The sequence below is a fragment of the Roseateles asaccharophilus genome, from assembly GCF_031458115.1.
GTDB lineage: Bacteria > Pseudomonadota > Gammaproteobacteria > Burkholderiales > Burkholderiaceae_C > Pelomonas > Pelomonas asaccharophilus_A.
On the sequence record NZ_JAVDXV010000008.1, the window covers coordinates 199,083 to 217,991 of the forward strand.

General features: G+C 65.4%; 17 protein-coding genes. 9 read left to right on the forward strand and 8 right to left on the reverse strand.

Annotated features, from left to right (window positions below):
• The first annotated feature begins 16 nt into the window (after window positions 1-16).
• The 3 genes from J2X21_RS19945 (at window position 17) to J2X21_RS19955 (ending at window position 3,598) form a co-directional block, all read left to right on the forward strand.
• The gene (locus J2X21_RS19945; RefSeq protein WP_310331526.1) at window positions 17-1,024 is read left to right on the forward strand and encodes an NAD-dependent epimerase; all 1,008 of its coding nucleotides are present in this window, start codon (window positions 17-19) and stop codon (window positions 1,022-1,024) included.
• A 65-nt stretch (window positions 1,025-1,089) separates the two neighbouring features.
• Window positions 1,090-2,430 carry a UDP-glucose dehydrogenase family protein gene (locus J2X21_RS19950; protein WP_310331527.1) on the forward strand — a complete coding sequence of 447 codons (1,341 nt, stop codon included), beginning with the start codon at window positions 1,090-1,092 and terminating at the stop codon, window positions 2,428-2,430.
• 64 nt (window positions 2,431-2,494) lie between these two features.
• A complete protein-coding gene (locus J2X21_RS19955) occupies window positions 2,495-3,598 on the forward strand; it encodes a nucleotidyltransferase family protein (protein ID WP_310331528.1) in 1,104 nt (367 codons plus the stop codon).
• Window positions 3,599-3,636: 38 nt separating this feature from the next.
• Here J2X21_RS19955 and rfbC read toward each other — a convergent pair whose 3' ends face one another.
• The 8 genes from rfbC to J2X21_RS19995 all read right to left on the reverse strand — a co-directional run bounded on the left by rfbC (window position 3,637) and on the right by J2X21_RS19995 (window position 12,179).
• Entirely contained in the window at window positions 3,637-4,188 is a 552-nt protein-coding gene (rfbC, locus tag J2X21_RS19960; protein WP_310331529.1) for a dTDP-4-dehydrorhamnose 3,5-epimerase, read from the reverse strand.
• A gap of 3 nt (window positions 4,189-4,191) precedes the next feature.
• Window positions 4,192-5,079, reverse strand: coding sequence for a glucose-1-phosphate thymidylyltransferase RfbA (gene rfbA / locus J2X21_RS19965; RefSeq protein WP_310331530.1), 888 nt, complete (start codon window positions 5,077-5,079; stop codon window positions 4,192-4,194).
• 91 nt (window positions 5,080-5,170) lie between these two features.
• A complete protein-coding gene (gene rfbD / locus J2X21_RS19970) occupies window positions 5,171-6,052 on the reverse strand; it encodes a dTDP-4-dehydrorhamnose reductase (protein WP_310331531.1) in 882 nt (293 codons plus the stop codon).
• Window positions 6,049-7,107, reverse strand: a complete 1,059-nt coding sequence (gene rfbB, locus J2X21_RS19975) for a dTDP-glucose 4,6-dehydratase (protein WP_310331533.1) — start codon at window positions 7,105-7,107, stop codon at window positions 6,049-6,051. The genes rfbD and rfbB overlap by 4 nt, the downstream gene beginning before the upstream one ends.
• Before the next feature lie 3 nt (window positions 7,108-7,110).
• Window positions 7,111-8,544: a mannose-1-phosphate guanylyltransferase/mannose-6-phosphate isomerase gene (locus tag J2X21_RS19980; protein ID WP_310331534.1), complete on the reverse strand. Its 1,434-nt coding sequence runs from the start codon at window positions 8,542-8,544 to the stop codon at window positions 7,111-7,113.
• On the reverse strand, window positions 8,541-9,560 hold the full coding sequence (gene galE, locus J2X21_RS19985; RefSeq protein WP_310331839.1) for a UDP-glucose 4-epimerase GalE: 1,020 nt from the start codon (window positions 9,558-9,560) through the stop codon (window positions 8,541-8,543). The genes J2X21_RS19980 and galE overlap by 4 nt, the downstream gene beginning before the upstream one ends.
• Entirely contained in the window at window positions 9,557-10,801 is a 1,245-nt protein-coding gene (locus J2X21_RS19990) for a porin family protein (RefSeq protein WP_310331535.1), read from the reverse strand. Before J2X21_RS19990 ends, galE begins: the two co-directional genes overlap by 4 nt.
• A complete protein-coding gene (locus tag J2X21_RS19995) occupies window positions 10,791-12,179 on the reverse strand; it encodes an undecaprenyl-phosphate glucose phosphotransferase (protein WP_310331537.1) in 1,389 nt (462 codons plus the stop codon). The genes J2X21_RS19990 and J2X21_RS19995 overlap by 11 nt, the downstream gene beginning before the upstream one ends.
• A 131-nt stretch (window positions 12,180-12,310) precedes the next feature.
• Here J2X21_RS19995 and J2X21_RS20000 point away from each other — a divergent pair, with 131 nt between their 5' ends.
• From J2X21_RS20000 to aspS, 6 genes are all read left to right on the forward strand, one after another.
• Window positions 12,311-12,847: a hypothetical protein gene (locus tag J2X21_RS20000; RefSeq protein ID WP_310331538.1), complete on the forward strand. Its 537-nt coding sequence runs from the start codon at window positions 12,311-12,313 to the stop codon at window positions 12,845-12,847.
• On the forward strand, window positions 12,844-14,406 hold the full coding sequence (gene ubiB, locus J2X21_RS20005) for a ubiquinone biosynthesis regulatory protein kinase UbiB (RefSeq protein WP_310331540.1): 1,563 nt from the start codon (window positions 12,844-12,846) through the stop codon (window positions 14,404-14,406). Before J2X21_RS20000 ends, ubiB begins: the two co-directional genes overlap by 4 nt.
• A 63-nt stretch (window positions 14,407-14,469) precedes the next feature.
• Window positions 14,470-15,933 carry a high affinity choline transporter 1 gene (locus J2X21_RS20010; RefSeq protein WP_310331541.1) on the forward strand — a complete coding sequence of 488 codons (1,464 nt, stop codon included), beginning with the start codon at window positions 14,470-14,472 and terminating at the stop codon, window positions 15,931-15,933.
• Window positions 15,934-15,978: 45 nt separating this feature from the next.
• Window positions 15,979-16,299, forward strand: coding sequence for an FmdB family zinc ribbon protein (locus J2X21_RS20015; protein ID WP_310331542.1), 321 nt, complete (start codon window positions 15,979-15,981; stop codon window positions 16,297-16,299).
• An 11-nt stretch (window positions 16,300-16,310) separates the two neighbouring features.
• Window positions 16,311-16,991, forward strand: coding sequence for a DUF502 domain-containing protein (locus tag J2X21_RS20020; RefSeq protein WP_310331543.1), 681 nt, complete (start codon window positions 16,311-16,313; stop codon window positions 16,989-16,991).
• A gap of 85 nt (window positions 16,992-17,076) precedes the next feature.
• A complete protein-coding gene (aspS, locus tag J2X21_RS20025) occupies window positions 17,077-18,867 on the forward strand; it encodes an aspartate--tRNA ligase (protein ID WP_310331545.1) in 1,791 nt (596 codons plus the stop codon).
• The last annotated feature ends 42 nt before the right edge of the window (window positions 18,868-18,909 follow it).

Sequence of the window (18,909 nt, forward strand, 5' to 3'; positions counted from 1 at the left end):
AGCTTAGGAATTCAAGGTGAAAGTTCTTGTTACCGGCGCCGCCGGCTTCATCGGCATGCATGTCAGCCAGATTCTTCTGGCGCGCGGCGACCAGGTGGTGGGTCTGGACAACCTCAACGATTACTACACACCTCAGCTCAAGCACGACCGCCTGGCACGGCTCACCTCCAAGCCCGGCTTCAGCTTCGTCAAGATGGACGTCGCGGACCGTGAGGGCGTCGCCAAACTGTTCGCCGAGCAGCGCTTTGATCGCGTGGTGCATCTGGCTGCACAGGCCGGTGTGCGCTACTCGATCGAGAACCCGCACGCCTACATCGACAGCAACATCGTCGGCTTCACGAACATCCTGGAGGGCAGCCGTCACAACGGAGTCCAGCATCTGGCCTACGCCTCGAGTTCCAGCGTCTACGGCGGCAATACGCTGATGCCCTTCTCCGAGCATCACAGCGTGGACCACCCCATCAGCCTGTATGCGGCCACCAAGAAGGCCAATGAGCTGATGGCGCACACCTACTCGCACCTTTTTGGGTTGCCGACCACGGGCCTGCGCTTCTTCACGGTCTACGGTCCGTGGGGCCGTCCCGACATGGCGCTGTTCCTGTTCACGAAGGCGATCATCGAAGGCCGCCCCATCAACGTGTTCAACCACGGCAAGATGATTCGCGACTTCACCTACATCGACGACATCGCCGAGGGTGTGGTGCGGGTGCTGGACCGCACCGCCACGGCAGACCCGGACTACGACGCCAGTAAGGCCGACCCGGCGCGCTCCAGCGCACCGTATCGGGTTTTCAATATCGGCAACCATGCGCCGATCGAGTTGATGAGCTTCATCGAGGCCATTGAGAAGGCTGTGGGCCGCGAAGCGGTGAAGAACTTTATGCCGCTGCAGGATGGCGATGTGCCCGCCACGCACGCCGACGTTGACGAACTGGCGGCGTGGACGGACTTCCGTCCCGCCATGCCTGTACCAGAAGGCATTCAGCGCTTTGTCGCCTGGTATCGCGACTACTACAAGGTCTGACTTGAATCGCCTTGTCATGCGCTTGCATTACAAGGTCGTGACCCGCATCTGAACAAGGACAAGAAATGAAAGTCACCGCCATCGGCACCGGCTACGTTGGCCTGGTCACGGGCGCCTGCCTGGCCGAAATGGGCAACCATGTGATGTGCCTGGACGTGAATCCCGAGAAGATCCGCGTCCTGCAGTCGGGTGAGATCCCCATCCACGAACCGGGGCTGCTGGACGTCGTGCGGCGAAACGTCGCCGCCGGACGCTTGCAGTTCACAACCGATGTCGATGTCGCGGTGCAGCATGGCACGCTGCTGTTCATCGGCGTTGGGACGCCGCCAGACGAGGACGGTTCGGCTGACCTGCAATATGTCGTCGCCGCCGCCCGCTCCATCGGTCAGCGCATGACGGACTACAAGGTCATCGTCGACAAGAGCACGGTGCCGGTCGGCACTGCCGACAAGGTGCGCGCTGCAGTCAAGGAAGAGCTGGTCAAGCGCGGCCTCGGCGATATGGCTTTCGCGGTCGTCTCCAACCCCGAGTTCCTCAAGGAAGGTGCGGCTGTCGAGGACTTCATGAAGCCCGATCGCGTCATCGTCGGTTCTGATGACGAGCAGGCCACCTTGCTGATGCGTGCGCTCTATGCGCCATTCAACCGCACGCAGGATCGCATGCTGGTCATGGATGTGCGCAGCGCCGAGTTCACCAAGTACGCCGCCAACGCAATGCTGGCCACGCGCATCAGCTTCATGAACGAGCTGGCGCTGCTGGCCGAGAAGGTGGGCGCGGACATCGACCTGGTACGTCGTGGCATCGGCTCCGACCCGCGCATCGGCTACCAGTTCCTCTACGCTGGCGCTGGCTATGGTGGCTCCTGCTTCCCCAAGGACGTGAAGGCGCTGGTCAAGGCCGCTGCCGATGAAGGCGTGCCGCTGAAGGTGCTGACGGCCGTTGAAGAAGCCAACGAGCGCCAGAAGCGCGTGCTGGTCGACAAGGTCGTTGACCGCTTCGGCGCCGACCTCAAGGGCCGCCGGTTCGCCGTTTGGGGCCTGGCATTCAAGCCCAACACCGACGACATGCGCGAGGCACCGTCGCTGGTCGTCATCGATGAGTTGACCAAGCGTGGCGCGACGGTTGCTGCTTATGACCCGGTGTCCATGACCGAAGCGTCGCGCGTGCTCGGCCCTCGTGATGATGTGGTCCTGGTGGACCGTGCGGACGCCGCGCTGCAGGGCGCGGATGCGCTCCTCATCGTGACCGAGTGGAAGGAGTTCCGTACGCCGGACTTCGATGCGATCAAGTCGACGTTGAAGGCTCCGATCGTCTTTGACGGCCGCAACCTGTACGACCCTAAGCTGATGAAAGCGCTGGGCATTGAGCACAGCGGCATTGGCCGCGGTTCCATTGCTACGCGCTAGGCCGACCATAGGCTCACTACTTGCTTGTAGCGAGTGGCAGTAACGAAGCTAAGGGAAGTAGCAAATGGCAAAAGCGATGATCCTGGCAGCCGGCCAGGGAACCCGGGTACGTCCTCTCACCAAGTACACCCCCAAGCCGATGGTGCCCATCCTCGGCAAGCCGGTGATGGAGTACCTGGTCGAGCTGCTGGAGTCCCATGGCGTCAAGCAGGTCATGGTGAACGTGGCCTTCCTGCACTGGAAGATCGAGAACTATTTCGGTAACGGTTCCCGATGGGGTGTGGAACTCGGCTATTCCTACGAGGGTGTCCGCGAGCAGGGCGAGGTGGTGTGCAAGCCAGTCGGTTCAGCCGGCGGCATGCGCAAGATCCAGGACTTCGGCGGGTTCTTCGACGAAACCTTCCTGGTGCTGTGCGGTGACGCGATCATCGACCTGGACATTACGGCCGCCATCGCCGAGCACAAGGCCAAGGGCGCCATTGCCAGCGTCGTGACGCTGGATGTGCCTCGCGAGGACACCAAGAACTACGGCATCGTCGTGGCCGACGCCGACGGGCGCGTCACGTCCTTCCAGGAGAAGCCCAAGCCCGAGGAGGCGTTGAGCACGCTGGCCTCCACCGGCATCTACATCTTCGAGCCGGAGGTGCTGGACCTGATCCCGCAGGGCAAGGAGTTCGACATTGGCAGCCAGTTGTTCCCGCTGCTGGTCGAGAAGGGCTTGCCGTTCTATGCGCAAAACCGGCCGTTCAACTGGATCGACATCGGCCGCCTGACCGACTACTGGGCCGTGACCCAGCGCGTGCTGGCCGGCGAGGTGGCACAGATGCAGGTGCCGGGCCGCGAGGTGCGTCCGCAGGTTTGGACCGGCCTGAACACCTCGGTCGACTGGGAGAAGGTGCACATCGAAGGGCCGGTCTACATCGGCTCCAACGTGCGCATCGAGCCCGGCGCTCGCGTGGTGGGGCCGACCTGGATCGGCCACGGCTCTCATCTGCGCGCGGGCTGCACCGTTGAGCGCTCGGTCCTGATCGAGCACACCCGCATCGGCGAGGGCATGACGGTGCGCGAGATGATCATCTCGCCGCAGTACTGCGTGGACCGCACGGGCCACACCAGCTACGTCGGTGACGAGATCACCCCGCTGCGCTGGGGCGACGCTCGCGCCTGACTTGCCGGCCCGCTACCTCACGCGGCGGGCCTGCGCTCTCAGTCGAAGACCTTGGCGTCGGCCAGCGGCGGCGCCGCGACATCCTTGGCCGACAGCTGCGGCGTGACGCCGTCCAGCGGCCATGTGATGCCCACGGCTGGGTCATCCCAGCGCACGGCACCCTCGAGCTCCGGCGCATAGCGGCCGCTGGTCTTGTAGAGGAAGTCCGCGGTCTCGCTGGTGACGACGAAGCCGTGCGCGAAGCCCGGCGGGATCCACAGCTGGCGATGGTTCTCGGCGGTCAGCTCATACCCTACCCATTTGCCGAAGTTGGGGCTGGAGCGGCGCACATCCACGGCCACGTCGAAGACGGCGCCAGAGACGCAACGCACCAGCTTGCCTTGGGCGTGCGGTGCCAGCTGGTAGTGCAGGCCGCGCAGCACGCCACGCGATGAGCGCGAATGGTTGTCCTGCACGAACTGGATGTCGCTGCCGGCGGCCTCGTTGAAGCGGGCCTGGTTCCAGCTCTCCATGAAGAAGCCGCGGGCGTCACCAAACACCTTCGGCTCGATGAGCAGGACTTCGGGAAGGGCGGTGGGTGTGACCTTCATGCTTCAGAACGCCTTGTCGGTCAGCAGCTTCTGCAGGTACTGGCCGTAACCGTTCTTGGCCAGCGGCTTGGCCAGGGCTTCCAGTTGGGCGGCGTTGATCCAGCCAGAGCGGAACGCGATCTCTTCCGGGCAGGCAACCTTCAGGCCCTGGCGCTTCTCCAGCGTCGCGATGAACTGGCCGGCTTCCATCAGGCTGTCGTGGGTGCCGGTGTCCAGCCACGCATAGCCGCGGCCCATGATCTCGACATTGAGCTGGCCCTGCTCCAGGTACCGCGCATTGACGTCGGTGATCTCCAGCTCGCCGCGCGCGCTGGGCTTGATGCTGGCGGCGATGTCGCAGACCTGCTCGTCGTAGAAGTACAGGCCCGTGACCGCGTAGTTGCTCTTGGGCGCCTTGGGCTTCTCTTCGATGGACAGCGCGCGCTTGTGCGCGTCGAACTCGACGACGCCATAGCGGTCGGGGTCGTGCACGTGATAGGCGAACACGCTCGCACCGCCGTCGCGCGTCGTGGCGCTGCTCAGCAGGCCGGCGAAGTCGTGTCCGTAGAAGATGTTGTCACCCAGCACCAACGCGCTGGGATGGCCGCCGACGAACTCGCGGCCCAGGATGAAGGCCTGAGCCAGGCCATCGGGGCTGGGCTGCACGCAGTAGCTGATGTTGAGGCCCCAGCGCGAGCCGTCACCCAGCAGCGCCTCGAAGCGAGGCGTGTCCTGCGGTGTGCTGATCAACAGGATGTCGCGAATGCCGGCCAGCATCAGCGTGCTGAGCGGGTAATAGACCATGGGCTTGTCGTAGACCGGCAGCAACTGCTTGCTGACGGCCAAGGTGGCCGGATGCAGGCGAGTGCCGGAGCCGCCGGCGAGGATGATGCCCTTGCGTGTTTTGGTCATGATCAGGACTCCTGCAGGGCCGCCCCAAAGGAGGCCTGCGCCCCCTCGGGGGGCAGCAAACAAAGTGAGCGTGGGGGCGTCAAGATGGGCCTCAGAGGATCTCGTTCAACATGCGTTCCACGCCTTGCTGCCAGTGGGGCAGGCGCAGGCCGAAGCGTTGCTGCAGCTTGGCCGTGGACAGGCGCGAGTTCAGCGGCCGCCTGGCGGGCGTCGGGTAGTCGCTGGTCGGGATCGGCAGGATCTGGTCCGGTGCGACCTTGATGAGCTTGCCGCGCGCACGTGCAAACTCGATGACGAAGCGAGCGTACTCATGCCAGTTGGTCTCGCCTGCGGCAGCGGCGTGATAGGTGCCAGTCAGCGCGGGGTTCACGCGCGCGGCGCGCAGCATGTGCGTCGTCAAGTCGGCCAACAGATCGGCGCCGGTAGGAGCGCCGACCTGGTCGGCGATGACCTTGAGCTGATCGCGCTCCGCGGCCAGGCGCAGCATGGTCTTGGCGAAGTTGCCGCCGCGAGCGGCGTAGACCCAGCTGGTGCGCAGGATCAGGTGCTGACAGCCACTGGCACGGATGGCGTCCTCGCCCTCGGCCTTGGTGGCGCCATAGACGCTCAACGGCGCGATGGGGGCGTCTTCGTTGCGGGGCTGATCGCCGCTGCCGTCGAAGACGTAGTCGGTGGAGTAGTGCACCATCAAGGCGCCCAGCCGCTTGGCTTCGATGGCCAGCAGGGCTGGCGTCGTTGCGTTGATCTGGCGGGCCAGGTCAGGTTCGCTCTCGGCCTTGTCGACGGCGGTGTGTGCCGCCGAGTTGACGATGACCTGTGGCGCCAACGCCTGCACACGGGCCAGCAACTGATCGGGCTGCGTGAAGTCGCCACCGTCGTCGAAGTCCAGCGCGACGACTTCACCCGCCACCGCGAGCGAGCGCTGCAGTTCCCAGCCGACCTGGCCACCCTTGCCGAGCAACAGGATCTTCATGCGGCGTACTGCTTGTTGACCCAGTCCTTGTAGGCGCCGCTTTGCACGCGGGCGACCCACTCGGGATGGTCGAGGTACCACTGCACCGTCTTGCGGATGCCGGTCTCGAAGGTCTCTGCCGGACGCCAGCCCAGCTCGCGTTCGATCTTGCGGGCATCGATGGCGTAGCGGCGGTCGTGACCGGGACGGTCCTTCACGTACGTGATGAGTCGTTCGTAGGGTCCTTCGGCAGAAGGCTTGAGTTCATCCAGCAGCGCGCACACCGTCTTCACGATGTCGATGTTGGCCTTCTCGTTCCAGCCGCCGATGTTGTAGGTCTCGCCCAACTTGCCGCCGGCCAGCACGGCGCGGATGCCGCTGCAGTGGTCGGTCACGTACAGCCAATCGCGGATCTGCTGTCCGTCGCCGTAGACGGGCAGGGGCTTCGCCGCAAGCGCATTGACGATCATCAGCGGTATCAGCTTCTCGGGGAAGTGATAGGGCCCGTAGTTGTTGGAGCAGTTGGTCGTGACGACCGGCAGGCCATAGGTGTGGTGCCAGGCGCGCACGAGGTGGTCGCTGGCGGCCTTGCTGGCCGAGTAGGGGCTGTTGGGCTCGTAGGGATTGGTCTCGGCGAAGGGCGGGTCCGTGGGCTTCAGCGAGCCATAGACCTCGTCGGTCGACACATGGTGGAACCGAAAGGCCGCCTTGGCCTCGCCTTCCAGCGGGCCCCAGTAGGCGCGAGCGGCCTCCAGCAGCGTGAAGGTGCCATCCACGTTGGTCTTCATGAAGGCGCCAGGGCCGTGGATGGAGCGGTCCACATGGCTCTCCGCCGCGAAGTGCACGATGGCGCGCGGCTGATGCTTCGCCAGCAGGCTGTCGACCAGCGCGCGGTCGCAGATGTCGCCCTTGACGAAGATGTGCCGCGCGTCGCCGTGCAGGCTGCTGAGGTTTTCGGGGTTGCCCGCGTAGGTCAGCACATCGAGATTGACCACGGGCTCATCCGACTGACGCAGCCAGTCGAGCACGAAGTTGCTGCCGATGAAGCCGGCGCCGCCGGTGACGAGGATGGTCATGGATCAGGTCCTGCCGTAGGTGTCTTCGAAGCGGACGATGTCGTCCTCGCCCAGATAGGAGCCGGACTGCACCTCGATGATCTCCAGCGGCACCTTGCCGGGATTGGCCAGGCGGTGGGTCTGTCCCAGCGGGATGTAGGTGGACTGGTTCTCGGTCAGCAGGATGGTCTTGTCGCCATTGACGATCTCGGCCGTGCCCGACACCACGATCCAGTGCTCGGCGCGGTGATGGTGCATCTGCAGGCTCAGCGAGGCGCCCGGCTTCACCATGATGCGCTTGACCTGGTGACGCGGACCGTTGTCGATGCTGTCGTACCAGCCCCAGGGGCGGTGCACCTTGCGGTGCAGCGCATGCTCGCCACGCTGCTCGGCACCGAGGCGGTTGACGATCTGCTTGACCTCCTGGCTGCGTGAACGGTCGCTGACCAGCACGGCATCCGCGGTTTCGACAACCACGACATCCTTCAGGCCGACCACACCCACCAGGCGGCTGGTCGCGTGCACCAACGTGTTCTGGCTGTCGGTGATGATGGCGTCGCCGACGAAGGCGTTGCCGGCCCCGTCCTTCTCGGCCACCTGCCAGACAGCCTCCCAGGCGCCGAGGTCGTTCCAGCCGGCATCCAGCGCAACCATGCGCAGCGGAATGTCGGTGCCGGGGCAGCGCTCCATGACGGCGTAGTCGACCGATTCGCTGGGCACGGCCGCGAACTCGGCCTTGCCGGGGCGCACGAACTTGCCATCGCTCTTGCGCACGTTCCAAGAGGCCTTCGTGGCTTCGGCGATGTCCGGGCGGAAACGCTCCAGCGCCTTCATCCAGACGCTGGCGCGCAGCACGAACATGCCGCTGTTCCAGTAGTAGCCGCCTTCGGCGAGGTACTTCTCGGCAGTCGCCAGGTTGGGCTTCTCGACAAACTGTGCGACGGCCAGACCGCCGTTGTCCTGCGTCGTGCGGATATAGCCGTACCCCGTCTCCGGGCGATCCGGCGTGATGCCCAGGATGGCGATGGCGCCTTCGGCTGCGATGCGGATTGCGTCTTGGAGCGCTGCCGTGAACGCGGCCGGTTGCGTAACGGTCTGGTCAGCAGGAGTGACGACAAGCACCGGATCGGTGCCGCCTTCCAGTGCGGCCAGCGCGGCCAGCGTCAACGCGGGTGCCGTGTTGCGGCCTTGCGGCTCCAGCACCACACTGCTGGGGTCCTGCTTGATTTCGCGCAGCTGATCCAGTACGAGGAAGCGATGCTCGTCATTGCCGACGATGCAGGGCGGGGACAGCTCGAAGTCGGGACCCGCAAGCGCGGCCAGCCGGCGCGCGGCCAACTGGAAAAGACTCTCATTGCCAGACAACACCAGGAACTGCTTGGGATAGCCGGCACGCGACAGCGGCCACAGGCGGGTGCCGGAGCCGCCGGCCATGATGACGGGCAGGACTTGGGTCATGAACTGAATCCGTGAGGGTTGAGTTGTTGCCAGCGCCAGCTGTCCTGGCACATGCGGTCGAGATCCAGCTTGGCCTCCCAGCCAAGCATTTCGCGGGCCAGGGCCGGATCGGCCCAGCAGGCGGCGACGTCGCCCGGACGGCGGGCGACGATGTCGTAAGGCACGTTGCGGCCGCTGGCGGCCTCGTAGGCGCGCACCAGGTCCAGCACGCTATAGCCGCGGCCGGTGCCGAGATTGACGGTCAGCGACCCGGTGTTGGCCAGCAGCCAGCGCAGCGCCGCGACATGGCCCTCGGCCAGGTCGGTGACGTGGATGTAGTCGCGTACGCCGGTGCCGTCGGGCGTGGCGTAGTCGTTCCCGAACACGGACAGACGGGCGCGCCGGCCCACGGCCACCTGCGCGACGTAGGGCATCAGGTTGTTGGGCGTGCCGCGCGGGTCTTCGCCGATGCGGCCGCTCTCGTGGGCGCCCACCGGGTTGAAATAACGCAGGCAGGCGGTCTGCCAGGTGGCATCGGCGATACCCAGATCACGCAGGATCTGCTCGCCCATCAGCTTGGTCGCCCCATAAGGGTTGGTCGACGACGTTGCCGCATCCTCACGCAATGGCAGCGTCTCCGGGGCACCATAGACCGTGGCGCTGGAACTGAAGACGATGCGCGTGCAGCCGTGCCGTTTCATCGCCTCGCAGGTATTGACGAGGCCGCCAAGGTTGTTGCGGTAGTAGGCCAGCGGCTGCGCCACCGATTCGCCCACCGCCTTGAAGGCCGCGAAATGCACGACGGCCGATGGTCGATAACGCTCGAAGATCTCGTCCATCGCTGCCGGATCGCAGACGTCGGCACGCTCGAACTCGATGGGTGCGCTGGCCAGTTCGCCCAGGCGCTCCAATACGTGTGGTGAGCTGTTGACGAAGTTGTCGACACCGACGACACGGTAGCCGGCCTGCTGCAAAGCAAGCCATGTGTGGGAGGCGATGTATCCGGCGGCGCCGGTGAGCAGGACGGTCGTCATCAGTCGAAGATGGCTTGGCCAGTACAGCCATAGCTGTTGGCGCTGTAGGCGTATAGGGCAATGCTGCTGTCGCGGCTGGCGCGGTCGTACTGGCAGACCACGCTCAACCCGCGCGACACAGTCCAGCGCAGTCCGATGTTGTAGAGCTTTGTGTCGTCCATCGCGTCGGCCACCGTCGCGCCTGAACTGCTTGTACGGCGTCCGACCCGGCTGCTGGTCTTGGCGCTGATGTTCACCTTGCTGGTCAACGCGTAGCTGCCGCCGAGTTGCCAGGAGGTGTAAACACGGTCGAGGTCTGCCGCCTGGACGACGCTTTCCTGCCCCGTGTCACGAGAGTACTGGAGATTGAACTGCACCTTGCCAGTGGGCTGCCAGTCCCATCCCACCGAACCGGTCGTGCCACTGAAGTCGCGCAGCCCATCCAGGCTGTTCTCGCTGCGGCTGCGACTGATCCGCGTATTCAGGGTGCTGCTGCCGCCCGTCGCCCATCGAGCCGTCAAATCGATGTCGCGACGGTCGTAGTCGTTGGGTGCGCTGACCACGACAGGCTTCAACGTGCCCGGATCGATGGCAAGGCCCACCGGGTAGCGGGGATTCTTGCCCTTGGTTTGCCGCCCGACCACGCCCAGGCGCAGGCTGGCCCCCGGCGTGGCGTAAATACCCAGCGAGCCCGTGTCCTGGTTGTAGATGAAGCGCGCGTACTCCTCGGCACTGAAATTGCGGCGCTTGTGCGTCCAGCCGCCCTCCAGCGTGTAGCGCGTCAGGACGCCCAGACGTGCGATAGCCTGGTATTCATCGTTGCGTTCGATGTTCTTCTTGAAGATCGGATCAATGCCATTGCCGATGTTGAAATCGGCCAGCGAGCGACTTGATTTGGCGCTGAGCACACCGGACAGGTTGCCCACGGTCTGCCAGTTCAGCGCGCCGCGCACGTTGTATGCACGGTTGTTCAGATCCTTGTTGGACGAGTAGCGGTTGTCTTGCAGGCTGCCGTCCAGTGTCAGGCGCTGCCGCCCCAGGCGCTGGTCGGTGCCGGCCACGAGGCCGCCGGTAACGACGGTGTCGTCGTTGGTGGCGCTCGACTGGCGGTAGACGTTGGAGACACGCGAAGCACCCAGCGTCACACCTGCGTAGAACGGCTTCGTGTCGTCCGTCTGTGCCCGGGCCGGTGCCGACAACGCGGCCACCAATGCCAGCAGCAGCGGAGACGACAGGCGGGCAGGAAGGTTGGTCTTAATAGGCATGTCGGTCGAAGACCACCAGCCTGACCGTGCGCAGAATGATCTGCAGATCCAGGGCCAGCGACCAGTTGCGCAGGTATTCAAGATCGTATTCGACGCGGGCTTTCATCTTGTCGATGGTGTCGGTCTCGCCGCGCAGGCCATTGACCTGGGCCCAGCCGGTGATGCCCGGCTTGACCTTGTGGCGAACCATGTAAGCCTTGATCAGTTCGCGGTACTGCTCGTTGTGCGCGACCGCGTGCGGGCGCGGCCCCACGATGCTCATGCGGCCTTGCAGCACGTTGATGAACTGCGGCAGTTCGTCCAGCGACGTCTTGCGGATGAAGGCGCCGAACGGGGTGATGCGCGCATCGCCCTTGGTGGCCTGTTTGACCACCGCGCCGTTGTCCTGCGTGCGCATGGAACGGAACTTGTAGACGATGATCTCCTCGCCATCCAGGCCATTGCGGCGTTGCGCAAAGATGACCGGGCCAGGCGAGCTCAGCTTCACGCCGATGGCCAGCAGCAGCAGGATGGGCGAGATCAGCACGAGGATGATGGACGCCAGCACGATGTCGCTGATGCGCTTCATCAGCTGATTGGTGCCTGTGAACGGTGTTTCGCAGATGCCCACGACCGGCACGCCGCTGATGTCCTTGAGCCGCCCCTGGATGATGCTGATGCCGAACACATCAGGCACGAAGTACAGCGACGCCGTGGTGCCCTGCACCTGCTCCAGCAACTCCACGATGCGTGGCTGGGAGCCCAGTGGCAGCGTGATGTAGACGTCGCGCACGCCCTTCTCGCGCACAAACCCGGACAGTTCGGACAACGTGCCCAGCACGTTGGTGCCGGCATCCGGATGCAGTCGCTCCGGTGCGCGGTCGTCGAAATAGCCCATGCAGACAACACCCTGCGACTCGCGCAGCGCACGCTCCACCTTGTGTCCCAGCGGGCCCGCGCCCACGATCACCGCAGTGCGGCGTGCGCCAGGATCGCTGGCTCGCCAACGTTGGATCCGGCGGCCGATCTCAATGACGATGACCTGCAGAACGGGCGTGATTGCTGCCCACCAGATCAGCACCTCGGTCTCGAAATAGTGCAGGCTGCTGGTTGCATAGCCGCACAACAGCAGGATGCCGAGCAGCATCAGCCAGGACGACACCACGTCCACGAAGGCGCTGGCCGGGTGGTCGTTGAAGCGGTTGCGGCCCGGGAAGGTCAGCGCGAACACCAGCAGACACAACGTCAGCGTGGGGCGCATCACCGGCTCGTCGAAGTGCCCGTTCACGAGCAGGAAGGTGAGCACGATGATGCCGGGCTCGAGGAATGCCGCGAGCAGCGATTCGACCGATTGCGGTGCGCTGTAGAACGTCCTTTTGTAGCTGCGATCCTCGAACATCGTGGTATTGACTTTTCCTCGGGTCGTTGCCCCGGGGTAGGCAAGAAGCGATCCAGGATTCTCCACCAACAAATTTGACAGCCGTACGGGCCACGTCCCCTATTCATGGTCCGCTGCCTACAATCCTGAACATGTCCGCATTCAGCCTTCCGCCCTCCCTGTCGCCGCTGCTGGTGCCGGCCTTGCAGGACCGTCTCGTGCTGCTGATCAACCATGTGCTGTCGCGGGAAACCATTGCTGCGCAACGCCTTCGGCCGCTCGCCGGCCGGGGCCTTGTCGTGCACCTGCACGGCTGGCCCAAGCTGCTGCCCGCGGTGCCTGACCTGATACTTGGCGTTACACCTGCCGGGCTGTTCGAGCGCCTTGACGTCGAGCCCGGCGGACAGGGCCATCTGCGTATCGAGATCGACGCGTCCAACCCTGCCAAGCTCGCGCTGGGGGCGTTGAATGGCGCGACGCCCTCGGTCAGCGTGCAGGGCGATGCGGCCTTCGCCGGCGAGATGCACTGGTTGATGGACAACCTGCGCTGGGACATCGAGGACGACCTGTCCGGCCTGGTCGGGCCGTTGGCCGCCCGCCAGCTGGCCCAGTTCGGGCGCGCGTTGCGCACGACGCTGGCTGGCCTGATCCGCCGCATGACGCCGACAGCCGCTGGCAGCGCGGCATGAGGTTTGTCTCCCGGCTGCTTTTCATCCTGTGGACGGTCTGGCGCTTCGGCCTCGATGACCTGGCCTTGTCGGGTCTGCGTCGGCGGCGCTTCCAGCTGCTGCGCCGACTAACCCGGCTGGGCCGGCGCTGGCAGGAGCCGCGCGGGGTGCGTCTGCGCCTCGCTTTGGAGCGTCTGGGCCCCATCTTCGTGAAGTTCGGGCAGGTCTTGTCGACGCGGCGGGACTTGCTGCCCAACGATGTGGCGCTGGAGCTGGCCAAGCTGCAGGATCGCGTGCCGCCGTTCCCGGCGGCGCTGTCGCGGGAGCTGGTGGAGCGTGCCTTCGGCCGGCCTCTGGAGGAGCTGTTCGCCAGCTTCGATGCCGAGCCGGTGGCCAGCGCCAGCATCGCCCAGGTGCACTTCGCGACGCTGAAGGACGGCCGCGAGGTGGCCGTCAAGGTGCTGCGCCCCGGCATGCTGGACATCATCGACGACGACTTGTCGCTGATGCGCCAGCTGGCGGTCTGGATCGAGCGCTTCTCGTCCGATGGCCGGCGGCTGAAGCCGCGCGAGGTTGTCGCCGAGTTCGACATGTACCTGCACGACGAGCTGGATCTCGTGCGCGAGGCCGCCAACGCCGCCCAACTGCGCCGCAACATGGACGGCCTGGGCCTCGTGATGGTGCCGGAGATGCACTGGGACTTGTGCAGCTCCGAGGTCATCGTCATGGAGCGCATGAAGGGCGTGCCCATCTCGCAGCGCGCCGTGCTGGAGGAGGCGGGCGTCGACATCAAGAAGCTGGCCCGCGACGGCGTGACCATCTTCTTCACGCAGGTGTTCCGCGACGGCTTCTTCCACGCCGACATGCACCCCGGCAACATCCAGGTCAGCCTGGCGCCCGACACCTTCGGCCGCTATGTCGCGCTGGACTTCGGCATCATCGGCACGCTGACCGAGGTGGACAAGGACTACCTCGCGCAGAACTTCATCGCCTTCTTCCAGCGCGACTACAAGCGTGTCGCCGAACTGCACATCGCCTCTGGCTGGGTGCCGCCGGAAACCCGCGTCGACGCGCTGGAAAGTGCCGTCCGCGCCGTCTGCGAACCTCATTTCGACCGGCCGCTGAAGGACATTTCCTTGGGCCAGGTGCTGATGCGGCTGTTCCAGACCTCTCGCCGCTTCAACGTCGAGATCCAGCCCCAACTGGTGCTGCTTCAGAAGACGCTGCTCAACGTGGAAGGCCTGGGCCGCCAGCTGGATCCCGAGCTGGACCTGTGGGCCACGGCCAAGCCGTTCCTGGAGCGCTGGATGAACGAGCAGGTCGGCTGGCCCGCGCTGAACAAGCAGCTGATGAAGGAAGCGCCGCGCTTCGCCCAGTTCATTCCCGAGCTGCCGCGCCTGCTGCACGACGCGCTGAAGGCGCAGGTGCAGCGCGGCGGTGACGCCGAGCTGAAGGCGCTGGTGCGCGAATTGCGCAGCACCAACCGCCTGCTGTCCGGCCTGCTGTGGGGCGCGGCCGGCTTTGCGGTCGGCATCGCGCTTGCTTGGCTGGCGATGCGCTGGCTGGAGTCCGGCTACTAGACCCGCGGCCGCGTGCCGCCTCCATAATCCGCGCCCATTTCCGGCCCATCCGCTCCAAGTTCCATGAACACCACGCTGATCGTTTTCGTCGTGCTCTACCTGCTCGGCACGCTGGCCATCGGGGTCTGGGCCGGTACGCGGGTCAAGAACACGGCCGATTTCGCCGTCGCCGGCCGCAGCCTGCCGCTGGCCATGGTCATCACGACCACGTTCGCGACCTGGTTTGGCGCCGAGACGGTGATGGGCATCCCGGCCAAGTTCGTGCAGGGCGGCCTGGGCGCCATCGTCGAAGACCCGTTTGGCGCCGGCCTGTGCCTGGTGCTGGTGGGCACCTTCTTCGCCGCCAAGCTGTACCGCAAGAACCTGCTGACCATCGGCGACTTCTACCGTCAGCGCTATGGCAAGGGCGTGGAGGTGTTCTGCTCGCTGGCCATCATCCTCAGCTACCTGGGCTGGGTGGCCGCGCAGGTCACGGCACTGGGCCTGGTTTTCAACATCCTGACCGACGGCGCGATGAGTCCGGCGATGGGCATGACCGTCGGCCTGCTGGCGGTGCTGGTCTACGTGGTCATCGGCGGCTTCCTGGCCGTGGCCTGGACCGACTTCATCCAGATGATCGTGCTGGTCGTCGGCCTGAGCGTGATCGCCTTCTTCTCGGCCGACCTGGCCGGCGGCGCTGGCAAGGTGCTGGAGCTGGCGCAGCAGAAGGACCTGGGCAAGTTCTTCCCCGAACCCACGTTCACGGACATCGCGATGTTCCTCGGCGCGGCGCTGACCATGATGCTGGGCTCAATCCCGCAGCAGGACGTGTTCCAGCGCGTCATGTCGGCCAAGGATGCCGAGACCGCGCAGCGCGGCGCCATCATCGGCGGCTTCAGCTACATCGCCTTCGCCTTCGTGCCCATGTTCATCGTGTTGGCCGCGGTGGTCGTCATGGGCGATCAGGCGCTGGACCTGGCGCAAAACGACTACCAGCGCCTGCTGCCCGCCTTCATCATGGGCCACATGCCGCTGCTGATGAAGATCCTGTTCTTCGGTGCGCTGCTGTCGGCCATCAAGAGCACGTCGTCGGCCACGCTGCTGGCGCCGACCACCAGCTTCGTCGAGAACATCCTGAAGCAGATCCGCCCCGGCATGAGCGACAAGCAGTCGCTGGTGGCCATGCGCGTGGCGCTGGTGGTGTTCGCCGCCGCCGTGCTGGCCTATGCCATCGCGCTCCAGGGCACGTCCATCTACGACCTGGTCAGCGCCGCCTACCAGGTCACGCTGGTGGCCGCCTTCATTCCGCTGGTGTTCGGTCTGTACTGGAGCCGGGCGACGACGCAAGGCGCTGTTGTGTCCATCTTTGCCGGCGTGTCGGTCTGGGTGGCCTTCTTCCCGCAGGTTTCGACCTGGGGCGAGTTCTTCCCGGGCCAGCTGGCCGGGTTGCTGGCCGCTCTGATCGGCATGCTCTTGGGGTCGCTGGCACCGCAAATCCTGACGAATCGGCAGGAGCATGTCAGCCACCATCTGAAGCCCGGGGCCTGAGCCTCGCCTAAAATCGCGGGTTTTGCGCCAATTGCCCGCCTGACCATGCCCATCTACGCCTACCGCTGCAGCGCCTGTGGCCACGCCAAGGACGTGCTGCAAAAGCTGTCCGACGCGCCGCTGACCACCTGCCCGGCCTGCTCGGCCGAGGCTTTCAGCAAGCAGATCACCGCTGCTGGCTTCCAGCTCAAGGGCTCGGGCTGGTACGTGACGGACTTCCGCGGCGGCAGTGGTGGCGGTGCGGCCGCGGCGGCCGGCGCAGCGGCTCCCGCAGCCGCCGAGCCCGCCAAGAGCGAGTCCTCCTCGTCCGAGGCCTCGTCGTCGACTTCGTCCGCGGCTTGCGGCGGCTCCTGCGCCTGCCACTGAACGGACGTTTCGTGGGCGCCTCACTTCGCAAATACCTGGTTGCCGGCCTGCTGGTCTGGCTGCCGCTGGCCATCACCATCTGGGTGCTGGGCCAGGTGCTGGATGTCGTCAACGGCGTTTTCGGCTCCATGCTGTCGGCGCTCGCGCTGATCGTGCCTTACTCGTGGCGTGACAACCTGCTGAGCCTGCAGAACGTGCCAGGCCTGGGCGCCTTCATCCTGGCCAGCGGGTTGCTGGCCACAGGCGTGTTCGTGGCCAACATCTTCGGCCAATGGCTGCTGACGCAGTGGGACCGGCTGATGTCCCACATCCCCATCGTCAAGAGCATCTACAGCTCGGTCAAGCAGGTCTCGGACACGCTGTTCTCCAGCAGCGGCAACGCCTTCCGCGAGGCGGTGCTGGTGCAGTACCCGCGCGCCGGCTCCTGGACCATCGCCTTCGTCACCGGCACGCCCAGCGGCGAGGTGGCCTGCCACCTGGAGGACGAGCACGTCAGCATCTACGTGCCGACGACGCCCAACCCGACGTCGGGCTTCTTCCTCATCGTGCCGCGCGCCGACGTGCGCCCGCTGCACATGACCGTGGACGAGGCGCTCAAGTACATCATCTCGATGGGCACCGTGGCGCCGCTGCCCCATGCCGGCCACCCAGCCATCCCGCTGGACGAGGCGGCACGAAACCAGCCGGGCTGAGCGCCCGGCCCGCGCTCAGTCCTGAGGGCTACTCAAGCCCCGCAGCGCCCCAAGAACACCCCTGCAAAGAATTCGGAGAACTCCCATGCGTACCTGCTATGCCGGCCAAGTCAGCGAGAAGCTGCTCGACCAGACCGTGACCCTGATGGGCTGGGCCCATCGCCGCCGTGACCACGGCGGTGTCATCTTCATCGACCTGCGCGACCGCGAAGGCCTGGTCCAGGTCGTCTGCGACCCCGATCGCGCCGACAGCTTCAAGGTCGCGGAAGACGTCCGCAGCGAGTTCTGCCTGAAGATCGTCGGCAAGGTGCGCTCGCGCCCGGCCGGCACCGAGAACGCCAACCTCGTGTCCGGCAAGGTCGAGGTGCTGTGCCACGAGATCGAGGTGCTGAACGCGTCGGTGCCCATCCCGTTCCAGATCGACGAGGACAACCTGTCCGAGACGACCCGCCTCACGCACCGCGTGCTGGACCTGCGCCGTCCGTACATGCAGAACAACCTGATGCTGCGCTACAAGGTGGCGATGGAGGTGCGCAAGTTCCTGGACGAGCACGGCTTCGTCGACATCGAGACGCCGATGCTGACCAAGTCCACGCCCGAAGGCGCTCGCGACTACCTGGTGCCCAGCCGCGTGCACGACGGCCACTTCTTCGCGCTGCCGCAATCGCCCCAGCTGTTCAAGCAACTGCTGATGGTCGCGGGCTTCGACCGCTACTACCAGATCACCAAGTGCTTCCGTGACGAGGACCTGCGCGCCGACCGCCAGCCCGAGTTCACGCAGATCGATATCGAGACCTCGTTCCTGACCGAGGAAGAGATCCGCTCGATGTTCGAGGGCATGATCCGCCACGTCTTCCGCAAGGCGCTGAACGTCGAGCTGGGCGACTACCCGGTCATGAAGTACGCGGAAGCCATGCACCGCTTCGGCTCCGACAAGCCCGACCTGCGCGTGAAGCTCGAGTTCACCGAGCTGACCGACGCGATGACCACCGTCGACTTCAAGGTGTTCTCCGGTCCGGCCACGACGCCTGGCGGCCGTGTCGTCGCGCTGCGCGTGCCCAAGGGCGCCGCGATGAGCCGCGGCGAGATCGACGCCTACACCGAGTTCGTCAAGATCTACGGCGCCAAGGGTCTGGCCTGGATCAAGGTCAACGAAGTCGCCAAGGGCCGCGAAGGCCTGCAGTCGCCCATCGTCAAGAACCTGCACGACGAGGCCGTGGCCGAGATCCTGAAGCGCACCGGTGCGCAGGACGGCGACCTGCTGTTCTTCGGTGCCGACAAGGCCAAGATCGTCAACGACGCCATCGGTGCGCTGCGCCTGAAGGTCGGCCACAGCGAGTTCGGCAAGGCCAACGGCCTGTTCGAGGACAAGTGGGCGCCGCTGTGGGTCGTCGACTTCCCGATGTTCGAGCACGACGAGGAGAACAACCGCTGGGCGGCCGTTCACCACCCGTTCACGGCACCCAAGGACGGCCATGAGGACCTGATGGTCAGCGACCCGGGCAAGTGCATTGCCAAGGCCTACGACATGGTGCTGAATGGCTGGGAACTGGGCGGCGGCTCGGTGCGTATCCACCGCGCCGAAGTGCAGGCCAAGGTGTTCGAGGCGCTGAACATCAGCGCGGAAGACCAGCGCATCAAGTTCGGCTTCCTGCTGGACGCGCTGCAGTACGGCGCGCCCCCGCACGGCGGTCTGGCCTTCGGCCTGGACCGCATCGTCACGATGATGACCAAGGCCGAGTCCATCCGCGACGTCATCGCCTTCCCGAAGACCCAGCGCGCCCAGTGCCTGCTGACCGGCGCCCCGTCGCTGGTCGACGAGAAGCAGCTGCGCGAACTGCACATCCGCCTGCGCAACGCGACGCCTGCGGCCTGATCGACGGTTGCTCAGCAAGACAAAGCCCCGCGTCGCGGGGCT

Excerpts from the sequence above, each read along its gene's own strand:
- J2X21_RS19950 (WP_310331527.1), top strand. The coding sequence starts at position 1,090 with ATGAAAGTCACCGCCATCGGCACCGGCTACGTTGGCCTGGTCACGGGC.
- J2X21_RS19955 (WP_310331528.1), top strand. The coding sequence starts at position 2,495 with ATGGCAAAAGCGATGATCCTGGCAGCCGGCCAGGGAACCCGGGTACGT.
- rfbC (WP_310331529.1), bottom strand. The coding sequence starts at position 4,188 with ATGAAGGTCACACCCACCGCCCTTCCCGAAGTCCTGCTCATCGAGCCG.
- rfbA (WP_310331530.1), bottom strand. The coding sequence starts at position 5,079 with ATGACCAAAACACGCAAGGGCATCATCCTCGCCGGCGGCTCCGGCACT.
- rfbD (WP_310331531.1), bottom strand. The coding sequence starts at position 6,052 with ATGAAGATCCTGTTGCTCGGCAAGGGTGGCCAGGTCGGCTGGGAACTG.
- rfbB (WP_310331533.1), bottom strand. The coding sequence starts at position 7,107 with ATGACCATCCTCGTCACCGGCGGCGCCGGCTTCATCGGCAGCAACTTC.
- J2X21_RS19980 (WP_310331534.1), bottom strand. The coding sequence starts at position 8,544 with ATGACCCAAGTCCTGCCCGTCATCATGGCCGGCGGCTCCGGCACCCGC.
- J2X21_RS19990 (WP_310331535.1), bottom strand. The coding sequence starts at position 10,801 with ATGCCTATTAAGACCAACCTTCCTGCCCGCCTGTCGTCTCCGCTGCTG.
- J2X21_RS19995 (WP_310331537.1), bottom strand. The coding sequence starts at position 12,179 with ATGTTCGAGGATCGCAGCTACAAAAGGACGTTCTACAGCGCACCGCAA.
- J2X21_RS20000 (WP_310331538.1), top strand. The coding sequence starts at position 12,311 with ATGTCCGCATTCAGCCTTCCGCCCTCCCTGTCGCCGCTGCTGGTGCCG.
- ubiB (WP_310331540.1), top strand. The coding sequence starts at position 12,844 with ATGAGGTTTGTCTCCCGGCTGCTTTTCATCCTGTGGACGGTCTGGCGC.
- J2X21_RS20010 (WP_310331541.1), top strand. The coding sequence starts at position 14,470 with ATGAACACCACGCTGATCGTTTTCGTCGTGCTCTACCTGCTCGGCACG.
- J2X21_RS20015 (WP_310331542.1), top strand. The coding sequence starts at position 15,979 with ATGCCCATCTACGCCTACCGCTGCAGCGCCTGTGGCCACGCCAAGGAC.
- aspS (WP_310331545.1), top strand. The coding sequence starts at position 17,077 with ATGCGTACCTGCTATGCCGGCCAAGTCAGCGAGAAGCTGCTCGACCAG.